This is a genomic window from Pontitalea aquivivens (assembly GCF_046507575.1).
Lineage (GTDB): Bacteria > Pseudomonadota > Alphaproteobacteria > Rhodobacterales > Rhodobacteraceae > Pontitalea > Pontitalea aquivivens.
Map to the genome: position 1 here is coordinate 123410 of NZ_JBKFEY010000004.1, position 18454 is coordinate 141863.

General features: G+C 65.8%; 15 protein-coding genes. 6 read left to right on the forward strand and 9 right to left on the reverse strand.

The annotated features are described in order from the left end of the window. The first annotated feature begins 107 nt into the window (after positions 1-107). On the forward strand, positions 108-908 hold the full coding sequence (locus ACK8OU_RS08190; protein WP_410302887.1) for a L,D-transpeptidase: 801 nt from the start codon (positions 108-110) through the stop codon (positions 906-908). A 25-nt stretch (positions 909-933) separates the two neighbouring features. Here the strand turns inward: ACK8OU_RS08190 and ACK8OU_RS08195 are convergent, their stop codons facing one another. Both ACK8OU_RS08195 and ACK8OU_RS08200 read right to left on the reverse strand, forming a co-directional pair. After that, a complete protein-coding gene (locus ACK8OU_RS08195) occupies positions 934-1275 on the reverse strand; it encodes a cupin domain-containing protein (RefSeq protein ID WP_410302888.1) in 342 nt (113 codons plus the stop codon). A 109-nt stretch (positions 1276-1384) separates the two neighbouring features. Continuing rightward, entirely contained in the window at positions 1385-2857 is a 1473-nt protein-coding gene (locus ACK8OU_RS08200; protein ID WP_410302889.1) for an ABC transporter substrate-binding protein, read from the reverse strand. A gap of 228 nt (positions 2858-3085) precedes the next feature. Here ACK8OU_RS08200 and panB point away from each other — a divergent pair, with 228 nt between their 5' ends. Both panB and panC read left to right on the forward strand, forming a co-directional pair. Continuing rightward, entirely contained in the window at positions 3086-3910 is an 825-nt protein-coding gene (gene panB, locus ACK8OU_RS08205) for a 3-methyl-2-oxobutanoate hydroxymethyltransferase (RefSeq protein ID WP_410302890.1), read from the forward strand. Further along, positions 3907-4746, forward strand: a complete 840-nt coding sequence (panC, locus tag ACK8OU_RS08210; protein WP_410302891.1) for a pantoate--beta-alanine ligase — start codon at positions 3907-3909, stop codon at positions 4744-4746. The genes panB and panC overlap by 4 nt, the downstream gene beginning before the upstream one ends. Before the next feature lie 7 nt (positions 4747-4753). Here panC and ACK8OU_RS08215 read toward each other — a convergent pair whose 3' ends face one another. After that, the gene (locus ACK8OU_RS08215) at positions 4754-6046 is read right to left on the reverse strand and encodes an acetylornithine deacetylase/succinyl-diaminopimelate desuccinylase family protein (protein WP_410302892.1); all 1293 of its coding nucleotides are present in this window, start codon (positions 6044-6046) and stop codon (positions 4754-4756) included. A 95-nt stretch (positions 6047-6141) separates the two neighbouring features. On the opposite strand from ACK8OU_RS08215, the gene ACK8OU_RS08220 reads away from it, so the two are divergent. Next, on the forward strand, positions 6142-6420 hold the full coding sequence (locus ACK8OU_RS08220) for a hypothetical protein (RefSeq protein WP_410302893.1): 279 nt from the start codon (positions 6142-6144) through the stop codon (positions 6418-6420). 7 nt (positions 6421-6427) lie between these two features. Next, on the forward strand, positions 6428-7078 hold the full coding sequence (locus tag ACK8OU_RS08225; RefSeq protein ID WP_410302894.1) for a DUF1523 family protein: 651 nt from the start codon (positions 6428-6430) through the stop codon (positions 7076-7078). Positions 7079-7081: 3 nt separating this feature from the next. On the opposite strand, the gene ACK8OU_RS08230 is transcribed toward ACK8OU_RS08225, so the two are convergent. From ACK8OU_RS08230 to ACK8OU_RS08255, 6 genes are all read right to left on the reverse strand, one after another. After that, positions 7082-9421 (reverse strand): aldehyde dehydrogenase family protein, encoded by a 2340-nt coding sequence (locus ACK8OU_RS08230; protein WP_410302895.1) that lies wholly within the window; start codon positions 9419-9421, stop codon positions 7082-7084. 7 nt (positions 9422-9428) lie between these two features. Next, positions 9429-10430 carry a deoxyribose-phosphate aldolase gene (gene deoC, locus ACK8OU_RS08235; protein WP_410302896.1) on the reverse strand — a complete coding sequence of 334 codons (1002 nt, stop codon included), beginning with the start codon at positions 10428-10430 and terminating at the stop codon, positions 9429-9431. A gap of 152 nt (positions 10431-10582) precedes the next feature. After that, positions 10583-10942: a Grx4 family monothiol glutaredoxin gene (gene grxD, locus ACK8OU_RS08240; RefSeq protein WP_410302897.1), complete on the reverse strand. Its 360-nt coding sequence runs from the start codon at positions 10940-10942 to the stop codon at positions 10583-10585. Positions 10943-11038: 96 nt separating this feature from the next. After that, complete coding sequence (locus ACK8OU_RS08245) at positions 11039-11281, reverse strand: BolA/IbaG family iron-sulfur metabolism protein (protein WP_250040183.1); 243 nt, start codon at positions 11279-11281, stop codon at positions 11039-11041. A gap of 190 nt (positions 11282-11471) precedes the next feature. Then, complete coding sequence (purL, locus tag ACK8OU_RS08250; RefSeq protein ID WP_410302898.1) at positions 11472-13634, reverse strand: phosphoribosylformylglycinamidine synthase subunit PurL; 2163 nt, start codon at positions 13632-13634, stop codon at positions 11472-11474. A 269-nt stretch (positions 13635-13903) separates the two neighbouring features. Further along, positions 13904-14812 (reverse strand): LysR family transcriptional regulator, encoded by a 909-nt coding sequence (locus ACK8OU_RS08255; RefSeq protein WP_410302899.1) that lies wholly within the window; start codon positions 14810-14812, stop codon positions 13904-13906. A gap of 155 nt (positions 14813-14967) precedes the next feature. Between ACK8OU_RS08255 and ACK8OU_RS08260 the strand changes: the two genes are divergently transcribed. Then, on the forward strand, positions 14968-18363 hold the full coding sequence (locus ACK8OU_RS08260) for an indolepyruvate ferredoxin oxidoreductase family protein (protein ID WP_410302900.1): 3396 nt from the start codon (positions 14968-14970) through the stop codon (positions 18361-18363). The last annotated feature ends 91 nt before the right edge of the window (positions 18364-18454 follow it).

Here is an 18454-nt window from a genome sequence, read left to right on the forward strand (position 1 = left end):
CGTGGCGGGCGCTGATAGCCGGACCCGGTGCGCGCGGGAATCGATTTTAGCGGGGGCTGACTGCCGTGAAAGCCATTTTGATCCGATCCATCCGCCCGGGCCTGGGCATGCTAATTCTGGTGGCCCTTGCTGCCTGCGGCGGGGCGCCCACGCAAAGCAGCCGTGGCGGCGCGGTGCCGGTCGAATATCAGGCGCGTCAGGATGGCGATCGGGTGATTCCTGCGGTCAACCCCGCCTATCTGACCGAGCGCAACACGCGCCGCTGGGTTAAATATCAGGGCCCCGAGGCGCCCGGCACGATCGTCGTCGATCCCCATGCGCGGCTTTTGTATCACGTCACCGAACCCGGGCTGGCGATGCGCTTTGGCATCGCCGTCGGCCAGGAAGGGCGTGGGTTCACCGGGTCGGCCGTGGTGCAGCGCAAGCAGGAATATCCCTATTGGGCACCGACGAAAAACATGATCCGGCAGGACCCCGAACTTTACGGCCCGCTGGCGGCGGGGCTGCCGGGGGGGCTGGACAATCCGCTGGGCGCGCGGGCGCTGTATCTGTATCGCAACGGGCGCGACACGATGTACCGCATCCATGGCACGATGGACCCAGGCTCGATCGGCAAGGCGACCTCGGCGGGCTGTATCCGGCTGTTCAATCAGGACATCATCGACCTGTATGACGAGATGGACCTTGGCACGCGGGTCAAGGTGCGCACGCGTGCCGAAAGCCTGGCGCTGGAAGGGCCGATGGTGGAACTGTCCTCGGGCTATCTGGTGCCGGCCAGCGATGTCGCCGCGATTGAGGCGGATCGCGCGGCGCTGGCGGCGGGCACGGTGGTTCCCGCCTCGGTCGTCGAGACCGAGGCGCGGGCGCGCGCCATCCGCGATGCGGAACTGCGCGGCAGCCCGGGCTAGGGCCGCCCGCGCCGGGGGGGCCGGGTCAGCGCAGCACGATCACATAGTCCTTGCGCGTGGTTTCCTGCACCTCCCAGGTTCCGGTGAAACCGGGCCGGATCACAAAGCTGTCGCCGGGCCCGACCTGCATCCGGGTGCCGTCATCGCCGGTGATCACCGAACGCCCCGCCAGAATGCGGCAATATTCCCATTCGTCATAGGCGACGCGCCAGGTGCCGGGGGTAGATTGCCAGATGCCGCAATAAAGCCCGTCACGGTCTTCGGCATTCCAGGTGGTATGGACCGGATCACCCGCCAGCACCCGGGCGGGATCGGGGCGGGTGATTTCGGGTTCGGCGGCGTCAGGCGTCAGGGGGAACAGGTTCATCGGGTCTTTCACAGTGGGCCTGGCGGGCGGCGCATGACGGGGCGCAGGTCTTGGCCCGGCATCGGGGAAAGCAGGGCGGGCGGCGCCGGTCCGGGCCGCCCGCGCCGGGTCAGTCGGTCCAGCGCACCTGCGTCAGATCATTGGCCTGGGTGGGGGCATTTTCCCAAAGCCCTTCGATGCGGGCATCCGCAACCCCGGTCTTGGCCAGCTGGAACAGATAGCCATTGACGTAATCCTGCGCGATCATGTCCTGCGCGGATTTCAGCAGGGCGCTGCGTTCGGCCGGGTCGGCGGTGCGGCCCAGTTCCCCCATCAGGGTCACGAATTCCGGCCGGGCATAGCCGAAATAGTAATCCTCACGCGCGTAGATATCGATATCGGCGGGTTCGGTATGGCTGATGATGGTCAGGTCGAAATCCTTGCCCTTGAACACCTGTTCCAGCCATTGCGCCCATTCCAGGTTGGTGATCTGGGTCTTGATCCCCACGGCGGCCAGTTGGGCCGCGATGATCTCGCCGCCGCGGCGGGCATAGGTCGGTGGCGGCAGCGCCAGGCGCAGGGTCAGATCGGCCACGCCCGCCGTTTCCAGCAGGGCGCGGGCCTTGTCGGGATCATGCGCGGACAGGGCGGTCAGATCCTGGTAATCGGGGTTGTGCGGCGCGAAATGGGTGCCGATCGGGGTGCCATAGCCGAACATCGCGCCGTCGATCACCTCTTGGCGGTTGATCGCATGGGCGATGGCCTGGCGCACGCGCACATCATCCAGCGGTGCCTTGCGGTTGTTCATCGCCAGGATCGTCTCGCCCTCGGTCGATCCGACGATGACCCTGAAGCGGGGATCCGCCTCAAGCTGGGGCAGGGTTTCGGGGGCGGGGAAGTTCGGGAAGGCATCCACATCGCCCGCCATCATCGCCGCAAAGGCCGCGGTCGGGTCGGGGATGAAGCGGAAGGTGGCGGTCTGCAGCGCCGGCTTTTCGCCCCAATAGTCAGCAAAGGCCTGCAGCGTGACACGGTCGCCCTGCACCCATTCGCCAAAGCTGAAGGGGCCGGTTCCGACCGGCCGGGTCGCCAGGTCGGCGGCGGTTTCGGGGGCCACGATCACCGCATCGCCCCAGGCCATCTTGAAGGGGAAGGCCCCGTCCGGCGCCGACAGCGTCACGCGCACGGTGGCCGGGTCCACCACCTCGACCGTGGCGATGCCGGCAAACAGCGCCTTTTGCGCGTTGGCGCTGTCTTCGGCGCGGGCACGGTCCAGGGTGAACCTGACATCCTCGGCGTCAAATCCGCTGCCATCGTGAAAGCGTACGCCCTGGCGCAGGTGAAAGGTATAGGTGGTGCCGTCGTCGGACACGTCCCAGCGTTCGGCAAGGCCTGGGCGGATCGCGCCATCGGGGCCGAATCGCGTCAAGCCTTCGAAGACATTGGCATAGACCACTTCGTCGATCGCCGCGGCGGCACCGGCGGTCGGGTCAAGGTTTGGCGGTTCCAGCACCATGCCCAGCGTGATGGCGTCCGGCGCGGCAAGGGCTGTTCCCGTGCACAGCGCGACAATGGCGGCAGAGATGGTCAGGCGATGGATCATCAGGCTTCCCCTTGATTGCAGGGCCATAATCACAGGCCCGCAGGGGCCTGCGTGCCCCTGCTTTTGGCGCATGATTGACCCGATCACGGGCGCCGATCAAGCAATTTGGCGCGCCCGCTTTGACCAGTCGGGAAAAGATTGCGCGTTCTGCATCGCAGAAGAAATATTCTTTCTTCCCGCGCCTTAACGTTTTAAGACCCGTGACGAAGAAACCCCAGGGAGGTCGCCATGAGTGTCACCGGACAGGCCCGTGCACGGATGCCCGCCGATATTGCCGCGCAGAAGGGCGGCGCGCCGATCGTCTGTCTGACGGCCTATACCACGCCGGTGGCCCGGCTGGTGGATGCGCATTGCGACCTGATCCTGGTGGGGGATTCGGTGGGGATGGTGCTGCATGGCCTGCCCTCGACCCTTGGCGTGACGATGGAGATGATGATCCTGCACGCCTGCGCGGTGGCGCGCGGCGCATCGCGGGCGCTGATCGTCGTGGACATGCCCTTTGGCAGTTATGAGGAAGGCCCCGAACAGGCCTTTCGCAATGCCGCGCGGATCATGGCGGAAACCGGGGCAGGCGCGGTCAAGCTGGAAGGCGGGCGGCACATGGCCGACACCATCGCCTTTCTGGTGGCGCGCGGCATTCCGGTGATGGGCCATGTCGGGCTGACGCCGCAATCGGTGAATACACTGGGCGGCTACAAGGTGCAGGGCCGGGGCGCCGATGCCGAACGCCTGCGCGCCGATGCCCGGGCCGTGGCCGGGGCGGGGGCCTTTGCGGTGGTGCTGGAAAAGGTGCCCGCGCGGCTGGCCGATGCGGTGACGGCCGAGTTGCCCATTCCCACGATCGGCATCGGCGCGGGGGCGGGCTGTGACGGGCAGGTTCTGGTGGTCGATGACATGCTGGGCCTGTTCACCGATTTCAAACCGAAATTCGTGAAACGCTTTGGCGAGCTTGGCGCCGCCGCCGAGACCGCCGTGGCCGCCTATGCCGGTGAGGTGCGCGCGCGCCGCTTTCCCGGTCCCGAACATGTCTTTGCCGATGAGGGGGCGAAATGACCCAGGTGATCCGCACCAGCGCCGAGCTGCAGGAAAAGGTCGCGGGATGGAAACGTTCGGGCATGCTGGTGGGCGTGGTGCCCACGATGGGCGCGCTGCATGACGGGCATCTGAGCCTGGCCCGCGCGGCGCGTGCGCAATCGGACCGGGTGATCGTGACGATCTTTGTCAATCCGATGCAGTTCAACAACCCCGAAGATCTTAAGAAATACCCCCGGGATGAGGCGCATGACCTGGCCCTGTTGCAGGCGGAAGGGGTCGATGTGCTGTTCGCGCCGGGCGTGGATGAGGTGTATCCCGACGGTTTTGCCACCACGGTATCCGTGACGGGCGTGTCAGAACCGCTGGAGGGCGCCTTCCGTCCGGGTCATTTCGACGGCGTGGCGACGGTGGTGTCCAAGCTGTTCGGCATGACCCAGGCGGGCCGCGCCTTCTTTGGCGAAAAGGACTGGCAGCAGTTGCAGGTGGTCCGCCGGCTGGTGGCCGATCTGAACATTCCGGTGCGCATCATCGGCTGCCCCACGATCCGCGAGGCGGATGGTCTGGCGATGTCGTCGCGCAATGTGCGCCTGTCGGCCGCCGAACGCACGCTGGCCCCGCAGCTGCATGCGCAGATGCAGGCTGCGGTCGGGGCGATCCGTGCCGGCACGCAGGCTGCGGCGGCGCTGGAGACGACCCGCGCCGCGCTGGCGGGGGCGGGGTTCGGTCCGGTGGAATATCTGGAATTGCGGTCGGTTGAAGGGCTGCGCCCGCTGTCGTCGCTGTCCGAACCCGCCCGGCTTCTGGCGGCGGTCTGGCTGGGCGATGTGCGGCTGATCGACAATATCGCCGTCTGAGGGCGGGTCAGGGCGTCTGCCGTTCGGGGGGCGCCAGCAGTTCGGCCAGCACCAGCGCCATGACGCGGGCGCTGTCGGCCATGTCGTCGACGCCCACCCATTCGTCGGGCTGATGCGCCAGCGCCAGAACGCCCGGCCCGTAGGCGATGCAGTTCTTCAGCCGCCCGATCCGGTCGATGTGCTTCTGGTCATAGGTGCCGGGCGAGACGACATAGCGCGCCTGCCGGCCCAGCACCGCCTCGATCGCGGCGGCGGTGGACCGCACGATCGGGGCGTTCTTGTCGGTCATCGTGGGCTGTACCGCAAACAGGTCGCGGATTTCATAGCTGAAGCTGGGGCGCCGGGCCTTCACGCGTTCCAGCAGGGCGGTGACTTCGTGTTTCACCTCGGCCAGGTCTTCCTCGATCAGGAAGCGGCGGTCGATGATGATGCGGCAGCGGTCGGCCACGCAGGGCGCGGGCAGGCCGGTAAAGCCAGGTTCAGGGTCCGGCTCGCCGCCGTGGATCGAATTGATGTTCAGCGTCGATTGCCGCGCGCCTTCGGGGATCACGGGCATCGCCGTGTGCTTGCCCGCCAGCAGGGGGTAAAGCGTGTCCTCGATTTCCGCCAGAACGGCGCCCATGTGGCGGATCGCGCTGTCGCCCAGAAACGGCATGGACCCATGGGCGATGCGCCCCTGCGTTTCGATTTCCGCCCACCAGACGCCGCGGTGGCCAAGGCAGATCTGGTCCTTGTGCAGGGGTTCGGGGATGATGACATGCTGCACCCGGTCGGGCGCGAAAAAGCCACGCCCGGCCAGATAGGCCACGCCGCCATAGCCGCCGGTTTCTTCATCCGCGGTGGCCGAAATCTCGATCGCGCCGGTGAAATCGGGGCAGGCGGCGATGAAGGCCTCGGCCGCGATGATGCTGGCGGCCAGGCCCCCCTTCATGTCGCAGGCGCCGCGGCCATAGACCTTGCCGTCATCCAGTTCCCCGCCGAACGGATCACGGGTCCAGCCGTGCCCAACCTCAACCACATCGTGGTGCGAGTTGAAGTGCACGCATTCGCCGGGGGCGGCCCCGTCACGCCGTGCGACGATGTTCCAGCGGGGATATTTGTCGCTGTCGCCGGGGGCGCCGGTGGCACGGATCATCTGGATCGCAAAGCCCTGCGGTTCCAGCCGTGCGGCCAGATAATCGCAGATTTCACGATAATTCCGTCCCGGCGGGTTCAGCGTCGGAATACGGATCAGATCCTGCGCAAGCGCGATCAGATCCTTGCGGCGGGTGGCGATTTCCTGGGCAATCCGGTTTTCCATGGCCAAACGCTAGCGGGGCGATCGGCGCCGGGCAAGTCCGGCGTGGCCCGGGGCGGACAAAGGCGCTATGGTCGGGGCAACTGCGGAGTGAAACGATGATCGCACTAATCCAGCTGGCCTTTTTCGGATCTCTGGTCCTGATCCTGATCTATGTGATGGTATCGGCCTATTCCCGTTCGACCGCGCGCGAACGGCTGGAAAAACGCTGGGACGAAGGCACCGAGCCGGGGGCTGCAACCTTTGAACGCGATGCCTATATCGAGGAAGGAATGCGGGCCTATGAACGAAGCCTGCGCAGGAAACTGATCTGGCTGGTGTTTGTCATTCCGGTCGCGGTGGTCGCGCTGGTGGTCTATCTGGTCAATTATGCATGAGGCGGCGATGAAATATGTGAAATGGACCCTGCTGGCGCTGGTTGCGCTGACCATCTTCGGGTTTTTCCACTACACATTGCCACAGCATGACATCGTGCGCATCGTGGGTACCGAAAACCGGCGGATCGATTTTGGTGAAAACTCGATCTTCTGGGCCTCGCCCGATGTGGGCACGGCTGCGGGGACCAGCCGCGATGTGTTCTTCATCCAGACGGTGCAGCCCGATGGCAAGCCGATGGTCTACCGCAATGAGGATACCGGCTGGGGTTGGCCGCCCTATTTCAAGCTGGACAGTTCCAACCTGCAGACCGAGGCGACCGCGCTTGTATCCCCGGCCGAGGCGCCGAAATGGGTGTCGGTCACCCATTACGGCTGGCGCAACGAATGGCTGACGATCTTTCCCAATGCGGTGGCGGTCAAGGTGGTGTCCGGGCCGGATGCGCGGATCATCCCTTGGGTGAACATCGTGATCCTGACGCTGATCGGGGCGGCGCTTTTGTATCTGCGGGCGATGTGGCGGCAGTTCCGCGAACGGTCGATCGACCCGATGCTGGAGGACGTGGGCGAGGCCTGGGACGGGGTTGAGGATCGCGCCGATGCCGCAGGCGCGCGCGCCAAAGGGGCCTGGGCGCGGCTGCGGCATCGGTTCCGGCGCTAGGGGTCATTCCCCGTAGGGAATCCAGATGTTCTTGACCTGAACGGCATGGGCCAGAAAATCGCGGCCCTGCCCCTGCGGGCCGTGCCAGTCGCGGTTCGGCAAGACCCAGGTGGCCTTCAGGTTTCCCGCGCTTTCGGCCTCGACCATCGCCGGGTCGGGGCCGCAGGACCACAGCGCCGCCACATCGTCGTGCCGGGCCAGCGTGCGGGTCAGGTCGTCCCGGTCGCCGGTGACGATGTTGACCACGCCGCCCGGCAGGTCCGAGGTGTCGAAAACCTGGTAAAGGTCGGTGGCGGCCAGCGGCATCGATGGGGCCGGGATCGCCACGACCCGGTTACCCATGGCGATGGCGGGCAACACCAGGCTGGCAAAGCCCAGAAGCGGCGCGGCATTGGGACAGGCGAGGCCCATCACGCCCCAGGGTTCGTGCATGGCCAGCGTGACATGACGCGATTTGGTGGCATGGACCGCGCCATCGAACTTGTCGGCCTGCGCGGCATACCAGAAGGCGCGCCGGATCGTGGCGGCGACCTCGGCCTTGTCATGCCCGGCCTCTTTCAGGCGCGCTTCGAATTCGGTCTGCCGGGCTGACAGGTTTTCGGCGATGTAATACAGCACCTGCGCGCGGTTGTGGCCGGTGGCCTTGCCCCAGGCGGCGGCCTTGTGTGCGGCCTCGACCGCGTTGCGGATGTCCTTGCGGTTGCCAAGCGGCGTCAGGCCGATTTCGCGGCCCCGATGCGTGATGGCGTAAGAGTGGCCGCCATCGGGGCGCTTTTGCGCGCCGCCGATATACAGCTTGGCTGTCCGGTCGATGCCGGACGCTGCGGGCACGCCCGGCAGTGGCGTGGCATCAAGTGGCGCAGGCGCGGTCTCGGCCAGCGGCTTTGGATCGGGCACCCGCAGATAGGCCGCCATCCCCTCACGCCCGCCTTCGCGGCCAAAGCCCGATTCGCGCATGCCGCCAAAGCCCGCGCCCGCGTCGAAGACATTGGTGCAGTTGATCCAGACCACCCCCGCCTTGACCCGTGCCGCAATATCGGTGGCCAGCGTGATGTTTTCCGACCAGATCGAGGCGGAAAGCCCGTAGCGCGTATTGTTGGCCAGTTCGACCGCCTCGTCGGGTGTGCGGAAGGTGGTCAGCGTGGCGACGGGGCCAAAGATTTCCTCGACCATCGCGGGATTGGCAGGCTGGGCCCCGGTCAGAAACCCGGGGGCGAAGAAGCAGCCTTTGGCGGGCAGTTGCATTTCGGCCTGCACCAGATGCGCGCCCGCCGCCTCGCCGCGCGCAACCAGATCGCGGATGCGCGCCAGTTGCACCGGATGCACGATGGCGCCGATGTCGGTGCATTTGTCCAGCGGGTCGCCCATGCGCAGCTTGCCCAGCCGTGCGGTCAGGCGTGCGGTGAAATCGGCCACCGCCGCCTCGGCCACCAGCAGGCGGGACCCCGCGCAGCAGACCTGGCCCTGGTTGAACCAGATCGCATCGACCACGCCCTCGACCGCGGCATCCAGATCGGCATCGGCAAAGACGATGAAGGGCGATTTGCCGCCCAGTTCCAGCGTCAGTGCCTTGGCCGACCCGGCGGTGGCGCGGCGGATCACGCGCCCCACCTCGGTCGATCCGGTGAAGGCGATCTTGTCCACGGGGGCAGCGACCAGCGCGGCCCCGGTATCGCCATCGCCGGTGACGATGTTGACCACGCCGCGGGGCAGGCCGATTTCCGCGCAGATCTCGGCAAAGGCCAGCGCGGTCAGCGGCGTGTATTCGGCGGGTTTCAGCACCACCGTGTTGCCCGCGGCCAGTGCGGGGGCGACCTTCCAGGCCAGCATCAGCAGCGGAAAGTTCCACGGGATGATCTGGCCGCAGACGCCCTGCGGCGCGACACCGGGGAATTCATCGGCCAGAATTTCGGCCCAGCCGGCGTGGTGGTAGAAATGGCGGATCACCAGCGGCAGGTCGATGTCGCGCGCCTCGCGGATCGGTTTGCCGTTGTCCAGCACCTCCAGCACCGACAGGAAGCGTTCGCGTTTCTGGATGTGACGGGCGATGGCGTAAAGCCACGTCGCGCGTTCGTGCCCCGACAGCGCGGCCCATTTCGGCTGCGCCTTGCGCGCGGCGGCCACGGCGGCGGCAATATCGGCGGGCGTGCCCTGCGTCACCTCGGCCAGGGCTTCGCCGGTGGCGGGATCGGTGGTGCCAAAGACCTGACCCGGCGCGGTGAAGGTGCCGTTGATGAAATGTCCGAAACGGCCACGCGCGGCCAGCCAGGCGCGGACCTCGGTCGTGGCCTCGGGGGCGGGGCCATAGTCCATCGTCTCAAGGATATCGGTCACGGTCGGCATCTTTCCCTCAGGCGATGGCGTGGCGGCTGGTGGACGCATAGCGCCCGGTGACGTGGTGATCCAACTGCCGCTCGATATCGGCCAGCATCGAGGACGCGCCCAGGCGGAACAGGCCGGGGCGCAGCCAGTCGGTGCCCAGTTCCTCTTTCATCAGGATCTGCCAGGCCAGTGCATCCCTGGCCGTCTTCATCCCGCCTGCGGGTTTGAAGCCGACGCGGAAGCCGGTCCGCGCGCCATAGTCGCGCAGCGCCCGCACCATGGTCAACGACACCGGAAGGGTGGCGTTCACCCCTTCCTTGCCCGTCGAGGTCTTGATGAAATCGGCACCCGCCTGCATCGCCACCATGCTGGCCTTGTAGACATTGCGCAGCGTTTTCAGATCGCCGGTGGCCAGAATCGCCTTCATATGCGCGGGCCCGCAAGCCTCGCGCATGGCGGCGACCTCATCATAAAGCGCGGCCCAGTCGGCGCGCAGCGCATGGGCGCGGGTGATAACGATGTCGATTTCCTGCGCACCCTGACCCACGGCATAACGGATTTCGGCCAGTCGCAGGTCCAGCGGCATCAGCCCCGCCGGAAAGCCCGTCGCGACCGAAGCGACGGGAATGCCTGACCCGTCCAGCGCGCGCGCGGCGGCGGCGACCATGGTGGGATAGACGCAGACTGCCCCGGTCCGGGCCGAAGCCAGGCCAAGGCCTTCAAGGATGTGATCGGCCAGCGGGTTGCGCGCCTTGGCGCACAGTCGTTCAACCCGCGCTTCGGTGTCGTCGCCCGCAAGCGTCGTCAGATCCATGCAGCGGATCGCGTTGACCAGCCAGGCCGCCTGCCATTCCTTCTTGAGACTGCGCCGGGTTGCCAGCGTTTCGGCGCGTCGTTCGGCGGCGGGGGTGTTGACGGCGGCTTGATCGAACCAGTCCGTCGCCAGCGGCACCCCGGGATTGTGCGGCAAAACGGTGGCGCCCGTGCCTGGGGTCAGGGCCGAGGTGGTGTTCGCCGGGGTATCGGGCATGACATGTCCCTGTTGGCTACGCGCGTCCCGTGCCGGGCGCGCGGGTAATCCGCAAAGGCTAGCGAAAGCCTCATGCGGCTTCAACCGGGCCAAGACCGCCCCGAACCGTGCAGGGCCCCACCCGGGCGGGGCCTTGCACGGCTTGTGGTGGGTCAGGCGTTCGCGGCCCGGATCTGGTCGGCGGCGTCCTTGTTGTAGGCAACGCCCTTGGTGTCGAACAGCTGATCCAGCTCGCCCGACAGGGTCATCTCGGTCACGATATCGCAGCCGCCGACGAATTCGCCCTTGACGTAAAGCTGCGGAATCGTCGGCCAGTCCGAGAAATCCTTGATCCCCTGGCGGATGTCGGCATCGGCCAGAACGTTCACGTCCTTGTAGCTGACGCCCATGAAGTTCAATACGCCGGCCACACGGCTGGAAAAGCCGCATTGCGGCATTTCCTTGGTGCCCTTCATGAAAAGCACCACGTCATTGGCGGCGATGTCCTGCTTGATCTGGTCGATTGCGGTCATGTGTCTGTTCCTGTTCGCGGTCCGTCCGCTGTCGTGTTGCATTCCTGTGTGCCCGGCGCTTTGACGAAAGTCAGGCCCGCCCACAGTCATCGCCCCTCAGTCGGGCGCCTTTGTGGTCAGCGCCAGGGCGTGAAGCGCACCATTGGGCCCATCCATGGCACCCTGCAGCGCGGCATAGACGGCGCGTTGCTGCTGCACCCGGTTCATGCCCTTGAACGAGGCGTCAATGACCTCTGCCGCCCAGTGGTTCCCGTCCCCGGCCAGATCGGTGATGGTGATCTTTGCATCCGGAAACCGGCTGCGGATCAGGGCTTCGATGTCGTGGGCTTCCATCGGCATGGCGTTCTCCTCGCGTCCTTTCGGGGAATCTAGGCCGCACGGGGCGGGCCCGCAAGGGCCAGCTGTTCTTCCAGCTCCGCGGGCGGAAGCCTCCGGCGGGAGTATTTCAGCCAAGAAGAAGCGGCTGTTTCATCTTGCTGAAAATACCTTCGGGGGGTGCGGGGGGCAGACAGCCCCCCGTCTTCCGGGTTCAGCCTTCGATCGCTTTGGCGAAGGCTGAACGGTACAGCGTGCGCAGCACGGCCAGCGGTGCGCTGTCCCCACCCAGCGTGACCGTGTCGCCGCCGAACTGGCCTGCCAGCGCCACCGGAACACCGGCCGCCTTGGCGGCAGCGGTCAGCGCGGCAAGGTCAGAGGCGGCAACCGCCACAAGGTAGCGGGCCTGATCCTCGCCAAAGAGGAAACCGGTGTCGCCGGCGTCCAGCGTGATGCCGATACCCGCCGCCTCGGCCATTTCGAACGCGGCCAGCGCCAGCCCGCCGTCGGACAGGTCGCTGGCGGCCTTCACCAGCTTGCGGTTGGCGCGCAGGAATTCGCCGTTGCGCCGTTCCGTCGCCAGATCCACGGGGGGGGCGTCGCCCTCTTCGATGCCGAAGGCTTCACAGGCCAGGGCCGACTGGCCCAGATGACCACGGGTTTCGCCGATCACGACGGCCAGATCGCCCGCGCCGGGGGGGCCTGCGATCAGCTGATCCAGCGTGGCGAGCAGGCCCACGGCGCCGATGGTGGGCGTGGGCAGGATGCCCTTGCCGTCGGTTTCATTGTAAAGTGACACGTTGCCCGACACGATCGGGAAGTCGAGTGCGCGGCAGGCCTCGCCAATGCCCTTGATGGCGCCGACGAACTGGCCCATGATTTCCGGCTTTTCGGGATTGCCGAAGTTCAGGTTGTCGGTTGCGGCCAGCGGCGTCGCGCCGACTGCGGTCAGGTTGCGCCAGGCTTCGGCCACGGCCTGCTTGCCGCCTTCAAAGGGGTTGGCGCGCACATAGCGCGGGGTGACGTCGCTGGTGAAGGCCAGCGCCTTTTCGGTGCCATGCACGCGGACCACGCCGGCGCCCAGACCGGGACGGCGTACGGTGTCGGCGCCAACCTGCGTGTCATATTGTTCCCAGACCCAACCCTTGTGGGCGTAGTTGGGCGAACCGATCAGTGCCTTCAGCGCCGCGATCGGCGTGATCGCAGGCAGGCCGGGGAAGGGTTTGGCGGCGGGCGTTTCCACCCAGGGCCGGTCATATTCCGGTGCGCTGGAGGACAGTTTCGACAGCGGCAGATCGGCCTTTACCTCATTGCCATGCAGGATCAGGAAGCGGTCCTCGGCGATGGTTTCGCCGACGATGGCGAAATCGAGATCCCATTTTTCAAAGATCGCCCGCGCCTCGGCCTCTTTTTCGGGCTTCAGCACCATGAGCATGCGTTCCTGCGATTCGGACAGCATCATCTCATAGGCGGTCATGTTCTTTTCGCGCTGCGGCACGGCATCCAGTTGCAGCTTGATGCCAAGGCCGCCCTTGTCACCCATTTCCACCGCCGAGCAGGTCAGGCCCGCGGCGCCCATGTCCTGGATCGAGATCACCGAATCCGAGGCCATCAGTTCAAGGCAGGCTTCCAGCAGGCATTTTTCGGTGAAGGGGTCGCCGACCTGCACGGTGGGGCGCTTTTCCTCGATCGTGTCGTCGAATTCGGCGCTGGCCATGGTGGCGCCGCCGACGCCGTCGCGGCCGGTCTTGGCACCCAGATAGACCACCGGCATGCCCACGCCCGAGGCGGCGGAATAAAAGATCTTGTCGGCATCGGCCAGGCCCGCGGCAAAGGCGTTCACAAGGCAGTTGCCGTTATAGGCGGCGTGGAAGCGTACCTCGCCACCCACGTTCGGCACGCCAAAGGCATTGCCATAGGCGCCGATGCCTTCGACCACGCCCTTGACCAGATGCGCGGTTTTCGGATGCGAAGGCAGGCCGAAGCTGAGCGCGTCCATCGCCGCGATCGGGCGCGCGCCCATGGTGAAGACGTCGCGCAGGATGCCGCCCACGCCCGTGGCCGCGCCCTGATGCGGCTCGATATAGCTGGGGTGGTTGTGGCTTTCCATCTTGAAGACCACGGCCTGCCCGTCGCCGATGTCGACGACGCCTGCATTTTCGCCCGGGCCGCAGATCACCTGCGGGCCGGTGGTGTGCAGCGTGCGCAGCCATTTCTTCGAGGATTTATAGGAACAATGTTCGTTCCACATCGCCGAGAAGATGCCGAGTTCCGTGAAGCTCGGCTGGCGGCCGATGATGTCCAGGATGCGATCGTATTCGTCGGGCTTGAGCCCGTGCGCGGCGATCAGGTCGGGGTTGATCTTCGGCTCTTCCATCGGGGCCTCCTCGTGCAGATGCCGCCTCTTAGAACAGGGGGGGCTTTCGGGAAAGGCCGATTTGGTGCGAAAAGCGTGGAATTCTGGCGCAGGGCAAAAAAAAGGCCGAGACAAAGCTCGGCCATAGTCCAACAGGGAGGTAGAAGGTGATGAGAGTTTCCTCAGGTCATCGCCTTCGAAGCACGATTTATGGGCAGTGTGCGAACCATTCAAGGGAAATCTTGCTGCAGATGCATCATGGCCGCTATGCGTTGCGGTAATGCCTCACCTCAATCCTGGGTTGCGTCGACAATCTGGGCGCGGCGATAGTTCAGGATTTCTTCCTGCACGAAGTCGCGGAATGCCGCGACCCGGCGCGATTGGCGCAGCTCTTCCGGGTAGGCCAGGTAGACCGGCACCTCGACCGATTCCACATCGGGCAGGACGCGTTCCAGATTGGGAAAATCCACGGTCAGGTAATCAGGCAGGACGCCGATGCCGATGTTGTTCAGCACGCCTTGCAGCACGCCAAAGTAATTGTTCACCATCAGCGTTGAATGCACCTCGAAGCTGAGCAGCTTTTGCACCAGCGAGGCGCCTGCCTGAATCTGCGGCGTGGTTGGGCTTTGGCAGATCAGGCGGTGCCGGGCGATGTCGTGCAGGGTTTTCGGGCGTTCATTCATCGCCAGATATTCGGCGGTGGCATAAAGCCGCATGCGGATGGTCAAAAGCCGTTTGCGGATCAGATCGGCCTGGCTGGGCTCTTTCATCCGGATGGCGACGTCCGCCTCGCGCATGGGCAGGTCCAGCACGCGTTCTTCCAGCATCAGGTCGATCTTCAGGTCGGGGTAGCGTTCGTAAAGCTTGGTCAGCCGCGGCACCAGCCACAGTGTGCCAAAGCCGGTGGTGGTGGTCACCTTCAGTTCGCCATACACCTCTTCCTCGCTGTCGCGGATGCGTGCGGCGGCGGTGTCAAGCTTGCGTGCCATGGTCGAGGTGGCATCGAACAGCAATTCGCCCTGTTCGGTCAGAATCAGGCCGCGCGCATGGCGGTGAAACAGCGTCGTGCCAAGGCTTTCCTCCAGCGCGCGGATCTGGCGGCTGACGGCCGATTGGGACAGGTGCAGCGCATCGCCCGCATGGGTCAGCGACCCCGCGTCCGCCACCGCATGAAAGATTCTCAGTTTGTCCCAATCCATTTCCGCCGCCTTCCCGAATATCAGCATATTGTCGCGCACCATCGCATATATTGCCCTGAAGCCGATAACAAAGATGTGGCAACGGAAATTTCCCTTTGTAGGTCAATATTTTTGACCTACCATTGGGAAGGCCTAGTTCGGATAGGGGGGGAATGATGGGCAGGCAGGATATTTCTCTGGCCGACCGTTTCGACCTTGCGAAAAGCCCGGTGTTGCTGAACGGCACCCAGGCGCTGGTGCGGCTGGTGCTGGCGCAGGCCGCGCGTGACCGGGTGGCGGGGTGGAACACGGCGGGCTATGTCACCGGCTACCGCGGCAGCCCGCTGGGCGCGGTCGATCTGCAGATGGCGCGTGCGAAGCAAGAGCTTTCGGCAGCCAATGTGCTGTTTCAGCCCGGCCTGAACGAGGATCTGGCCGCCACCGCGATCTGGGGCAGTCAGCAGGCCGAACTGCGCGGCGAGGGGAAATACGACGGCGTCTTCGCGCTCTGGTATGGCAAGGGGCCGGGGGTGGATCGGTCGGGCGACGTGATGCGCCATGCCAATATGGCGGGCACCTCGGCCAGGGGCGGGGTGATCATGGCGATGGGCGATGACCATACCGGCGAAAGCTCGACCGTGCTGCATCAGTCGGACTGGGCGATGGTCGATGCCTACATGCCGGTGCTGTCGCCTGCCGGCGTGCAGGAGATTCTGGATTTCGGCCATTACGGCTATGCGCTCAGCCGGTTCGCCGGGGTCTGGGTGGGCCTGAAGACGATGAAGGACACGGTCGAGGCCACGGCGGTGGTCGATGGCGATCCGTTCCGCATGCAGTTCGTGACGCCCGATTTCAAGATGCCACCCGGGGGGGTGAATATCCGGCTGGGCGACACGCCGGTCGCGCAGGAAGCGCGGATGATCGACCACAAACGCTTTGCCGCCGAGGCATTCGCCCGCGCCAATCGTATCGACCGGCGCGTGCATGGCCGGGCGGGCGCCAGGATCGGCTTTGTCGCGGCGGGCAAGAACTGGCTGGATCTGGTCCATGCGCTGGCGCTGCTGGGCATCGACGGCCCCGAAGCCGAGCGGCTGGGCCTGACGACCTGGAAGGTCGGGCAGACCTTTCCGATGGATATGAAAAGCTTTTCCGAATGGGCCGAAGGCCTGGAAATGATCGTGGTCGTCGAGGAAAAGCGCAAGCTGATCGAGGTGCAGGTCAAGGAAGCGATCTTTGACAACCGGCGTGGCCGGCGCGTGCTGGGCTGGCGCCATGACCAGACGGGGGAAGAATTGTTCCCCACCCGCTATGCGCTGGACCCGGTGATGATTGCCGAAAAGATCGGCAAGATCCTGATCGAGGAAGGCCGCGGAACCGAACATGTCAAGGCGGGCCTGGCCCGCATTGCCGATGCGCGCCGCGCCGACAATGCGCCCGAGATTGCCACGCGTACGCCCTGGTTCTGTTCGGGGTGCCCGCACAACAGTTCCACCAGGGTGCCCGAGGGCAGCCGCGCCTATGCCGGGATCGGCTGCCACTATATGGTGCAATGGATGGGCCGTGACACGCAGGGCTTTACCCACATGGGGGGCGAGGGTGCGAACTGGATCGGCGAGGCGCCGTTTTCCAGCCGCAAGCATGTGTTCCAGAACCTGGGCGATGGCACCTACAATCATTCGGGCAGTCTGGCGATCCGGGCGGCTTTGGCGGCGGGCACCAACATCACCTACAAGATCCTGTTCAACGACGCCGTGGCGATGACCGGCGGGCAGCAGAACGAGGGCGGGCTGACCGCGCCGCAGATCGTGCGTGAGATCCAGGCGATGGGGGTAAAGCCGATCGTCGTGGTCTATGACGAAAAGGAACAGATCGACCCCGGCGCCTTCCCGGCCGATGTTGAAAAGGTCGAACGCGCGGGGCTGATGCCGGTGCAGGACCGTCTTGCCAAGACACCGGGCGTGTCCGCCATCGTCTATGTACAGACCTGTGCCGCCGAAAAGCGCCGCCGCCGCAAGCGCGGCGCCTTCCCCGACCCGGATCGCCGCGTGTTCATCAACACCGATGTCTGCGAAGGCTGCGGCGATTGCGGGGTGCAGTCGAACTGCGTCTCGATCGTGCCGGTGGAAACCGAACTGGGCACGAAACGCGCCATCGACCAATCCAGCTGCAACAAGGATTTTTCCTGTCTCAGGGGTTTTTGCCCGTCTTTCGTGACGCTGCGGGGGGCGCAGGTGAAAAAGGCCGCGACCGCCGATTTCACCCTGCCCGATCTGCCGGAACCTGCGCTGCCCGTCATTTCCGGCACCCATAACGTGGTGATCACCGGGGTCGGCGGCACCGGCGTGGTGACGGTGGGGGCGGTGCTGGCGATGGCCGCGCATATCGACGGCAAGGGCGCAGGCATGATGGAAATGGCGGGCCTGGCGCAAAAGGGCGGCGCGGTCCACATCCATCTGCGGCTGGCCAATCGCCCCGACGATATCAGTGCGATCCGTGTGGCCGTGGGCGAGGCCGATTGCGTGATCGGCGGCGATCTGGTGGTGACGGCGGGGGCCCGGACGCTGGGGCTGATGACCACGGGACGCACCGGCGCGGTGGTCAATGCGCATGAAATCGTCACCGGCGAATTCACCCGCAACCGCGATTTCCATCTGCCGGCCGGCCAGCTGCGGCTTGGGCTGCAGGCCCGGCTGGGGGATCGGCTTGCGTTTTTCGACGCCACCGAACTGACCCGCAGGGTGCTGGGCGATTCGATCTATTCCAACATGGCGGTGCTGGGCGCGGCCTGGCAGCAGGGCTATGTGCCGTTGTCGCGCGCGGCGATCCTGCGGGCGATCGAGCTGAACGGCACCGGGGTGGCGGCGAACAGCCGTGCCTTCGATCTGGGCCGCTGGGCCGTGGCGATGCCCGAGGCCGCCGCCCGCCTGATCGCGCCCGAGGCGGATCGGCCCAAGGCGGACCCGGTGGCGTTTCGTGCCGCGCATCTGGCGCAATATCAGGATACGGCGCTGGCCGATCGGTTCCGCGCGCTGGTCGCCCGTGCGCCCGAAGACCTGCGCGACGCCGTGGCCAGGGGCTATCACAAGCTTTTGGCCTACAAGGATGAATATGAAGTCGCGCGGCTGCATCTGCAGACAGCGGACAAGGCGCGGGCGGAATTTGGCGGCGATTTTCGCATGACCTTCCACCTGGCCCCGCCGATCCTGGGCGGCACGGGGCCCGACGGGCGACCGAAAAAGCGGGAATTCGGGTCCTGGATGGTGCCGGTGTTCCGGCTTCTGGCGCGGATGAAGGGGCTGCGGGGCACCGCCTTCGATCCCTTTGGCGGCAGTGCGGAACGGCGTACCGAACGCGCGCTGATCGCGCAATATGAGGCCGACCTGGCCGAGATCCTGCCTGCCGTCACCCCGGCCACGATGGGTATCGCCCGCGAGCTGGCCGAACTGCCGCTGGCGATCCGGGGTTTTGGCCCGGTCAAGGACGCGGCGGTCGAAAAGGCGGCGGCGCGGCGGGCAGAACTGCTGGCCGCGTTCCGGGCCGGGGGCGCCCCCGATCGCATGGCGGCCGAGTAAGAATCGGGCGTTTATTTCCGCCGCAATGCAGCTTATGAGAAAGCGACCCGGTCGCAGCCGCGTGCCGGGCGCACCCTGAAAAACGCAGGAG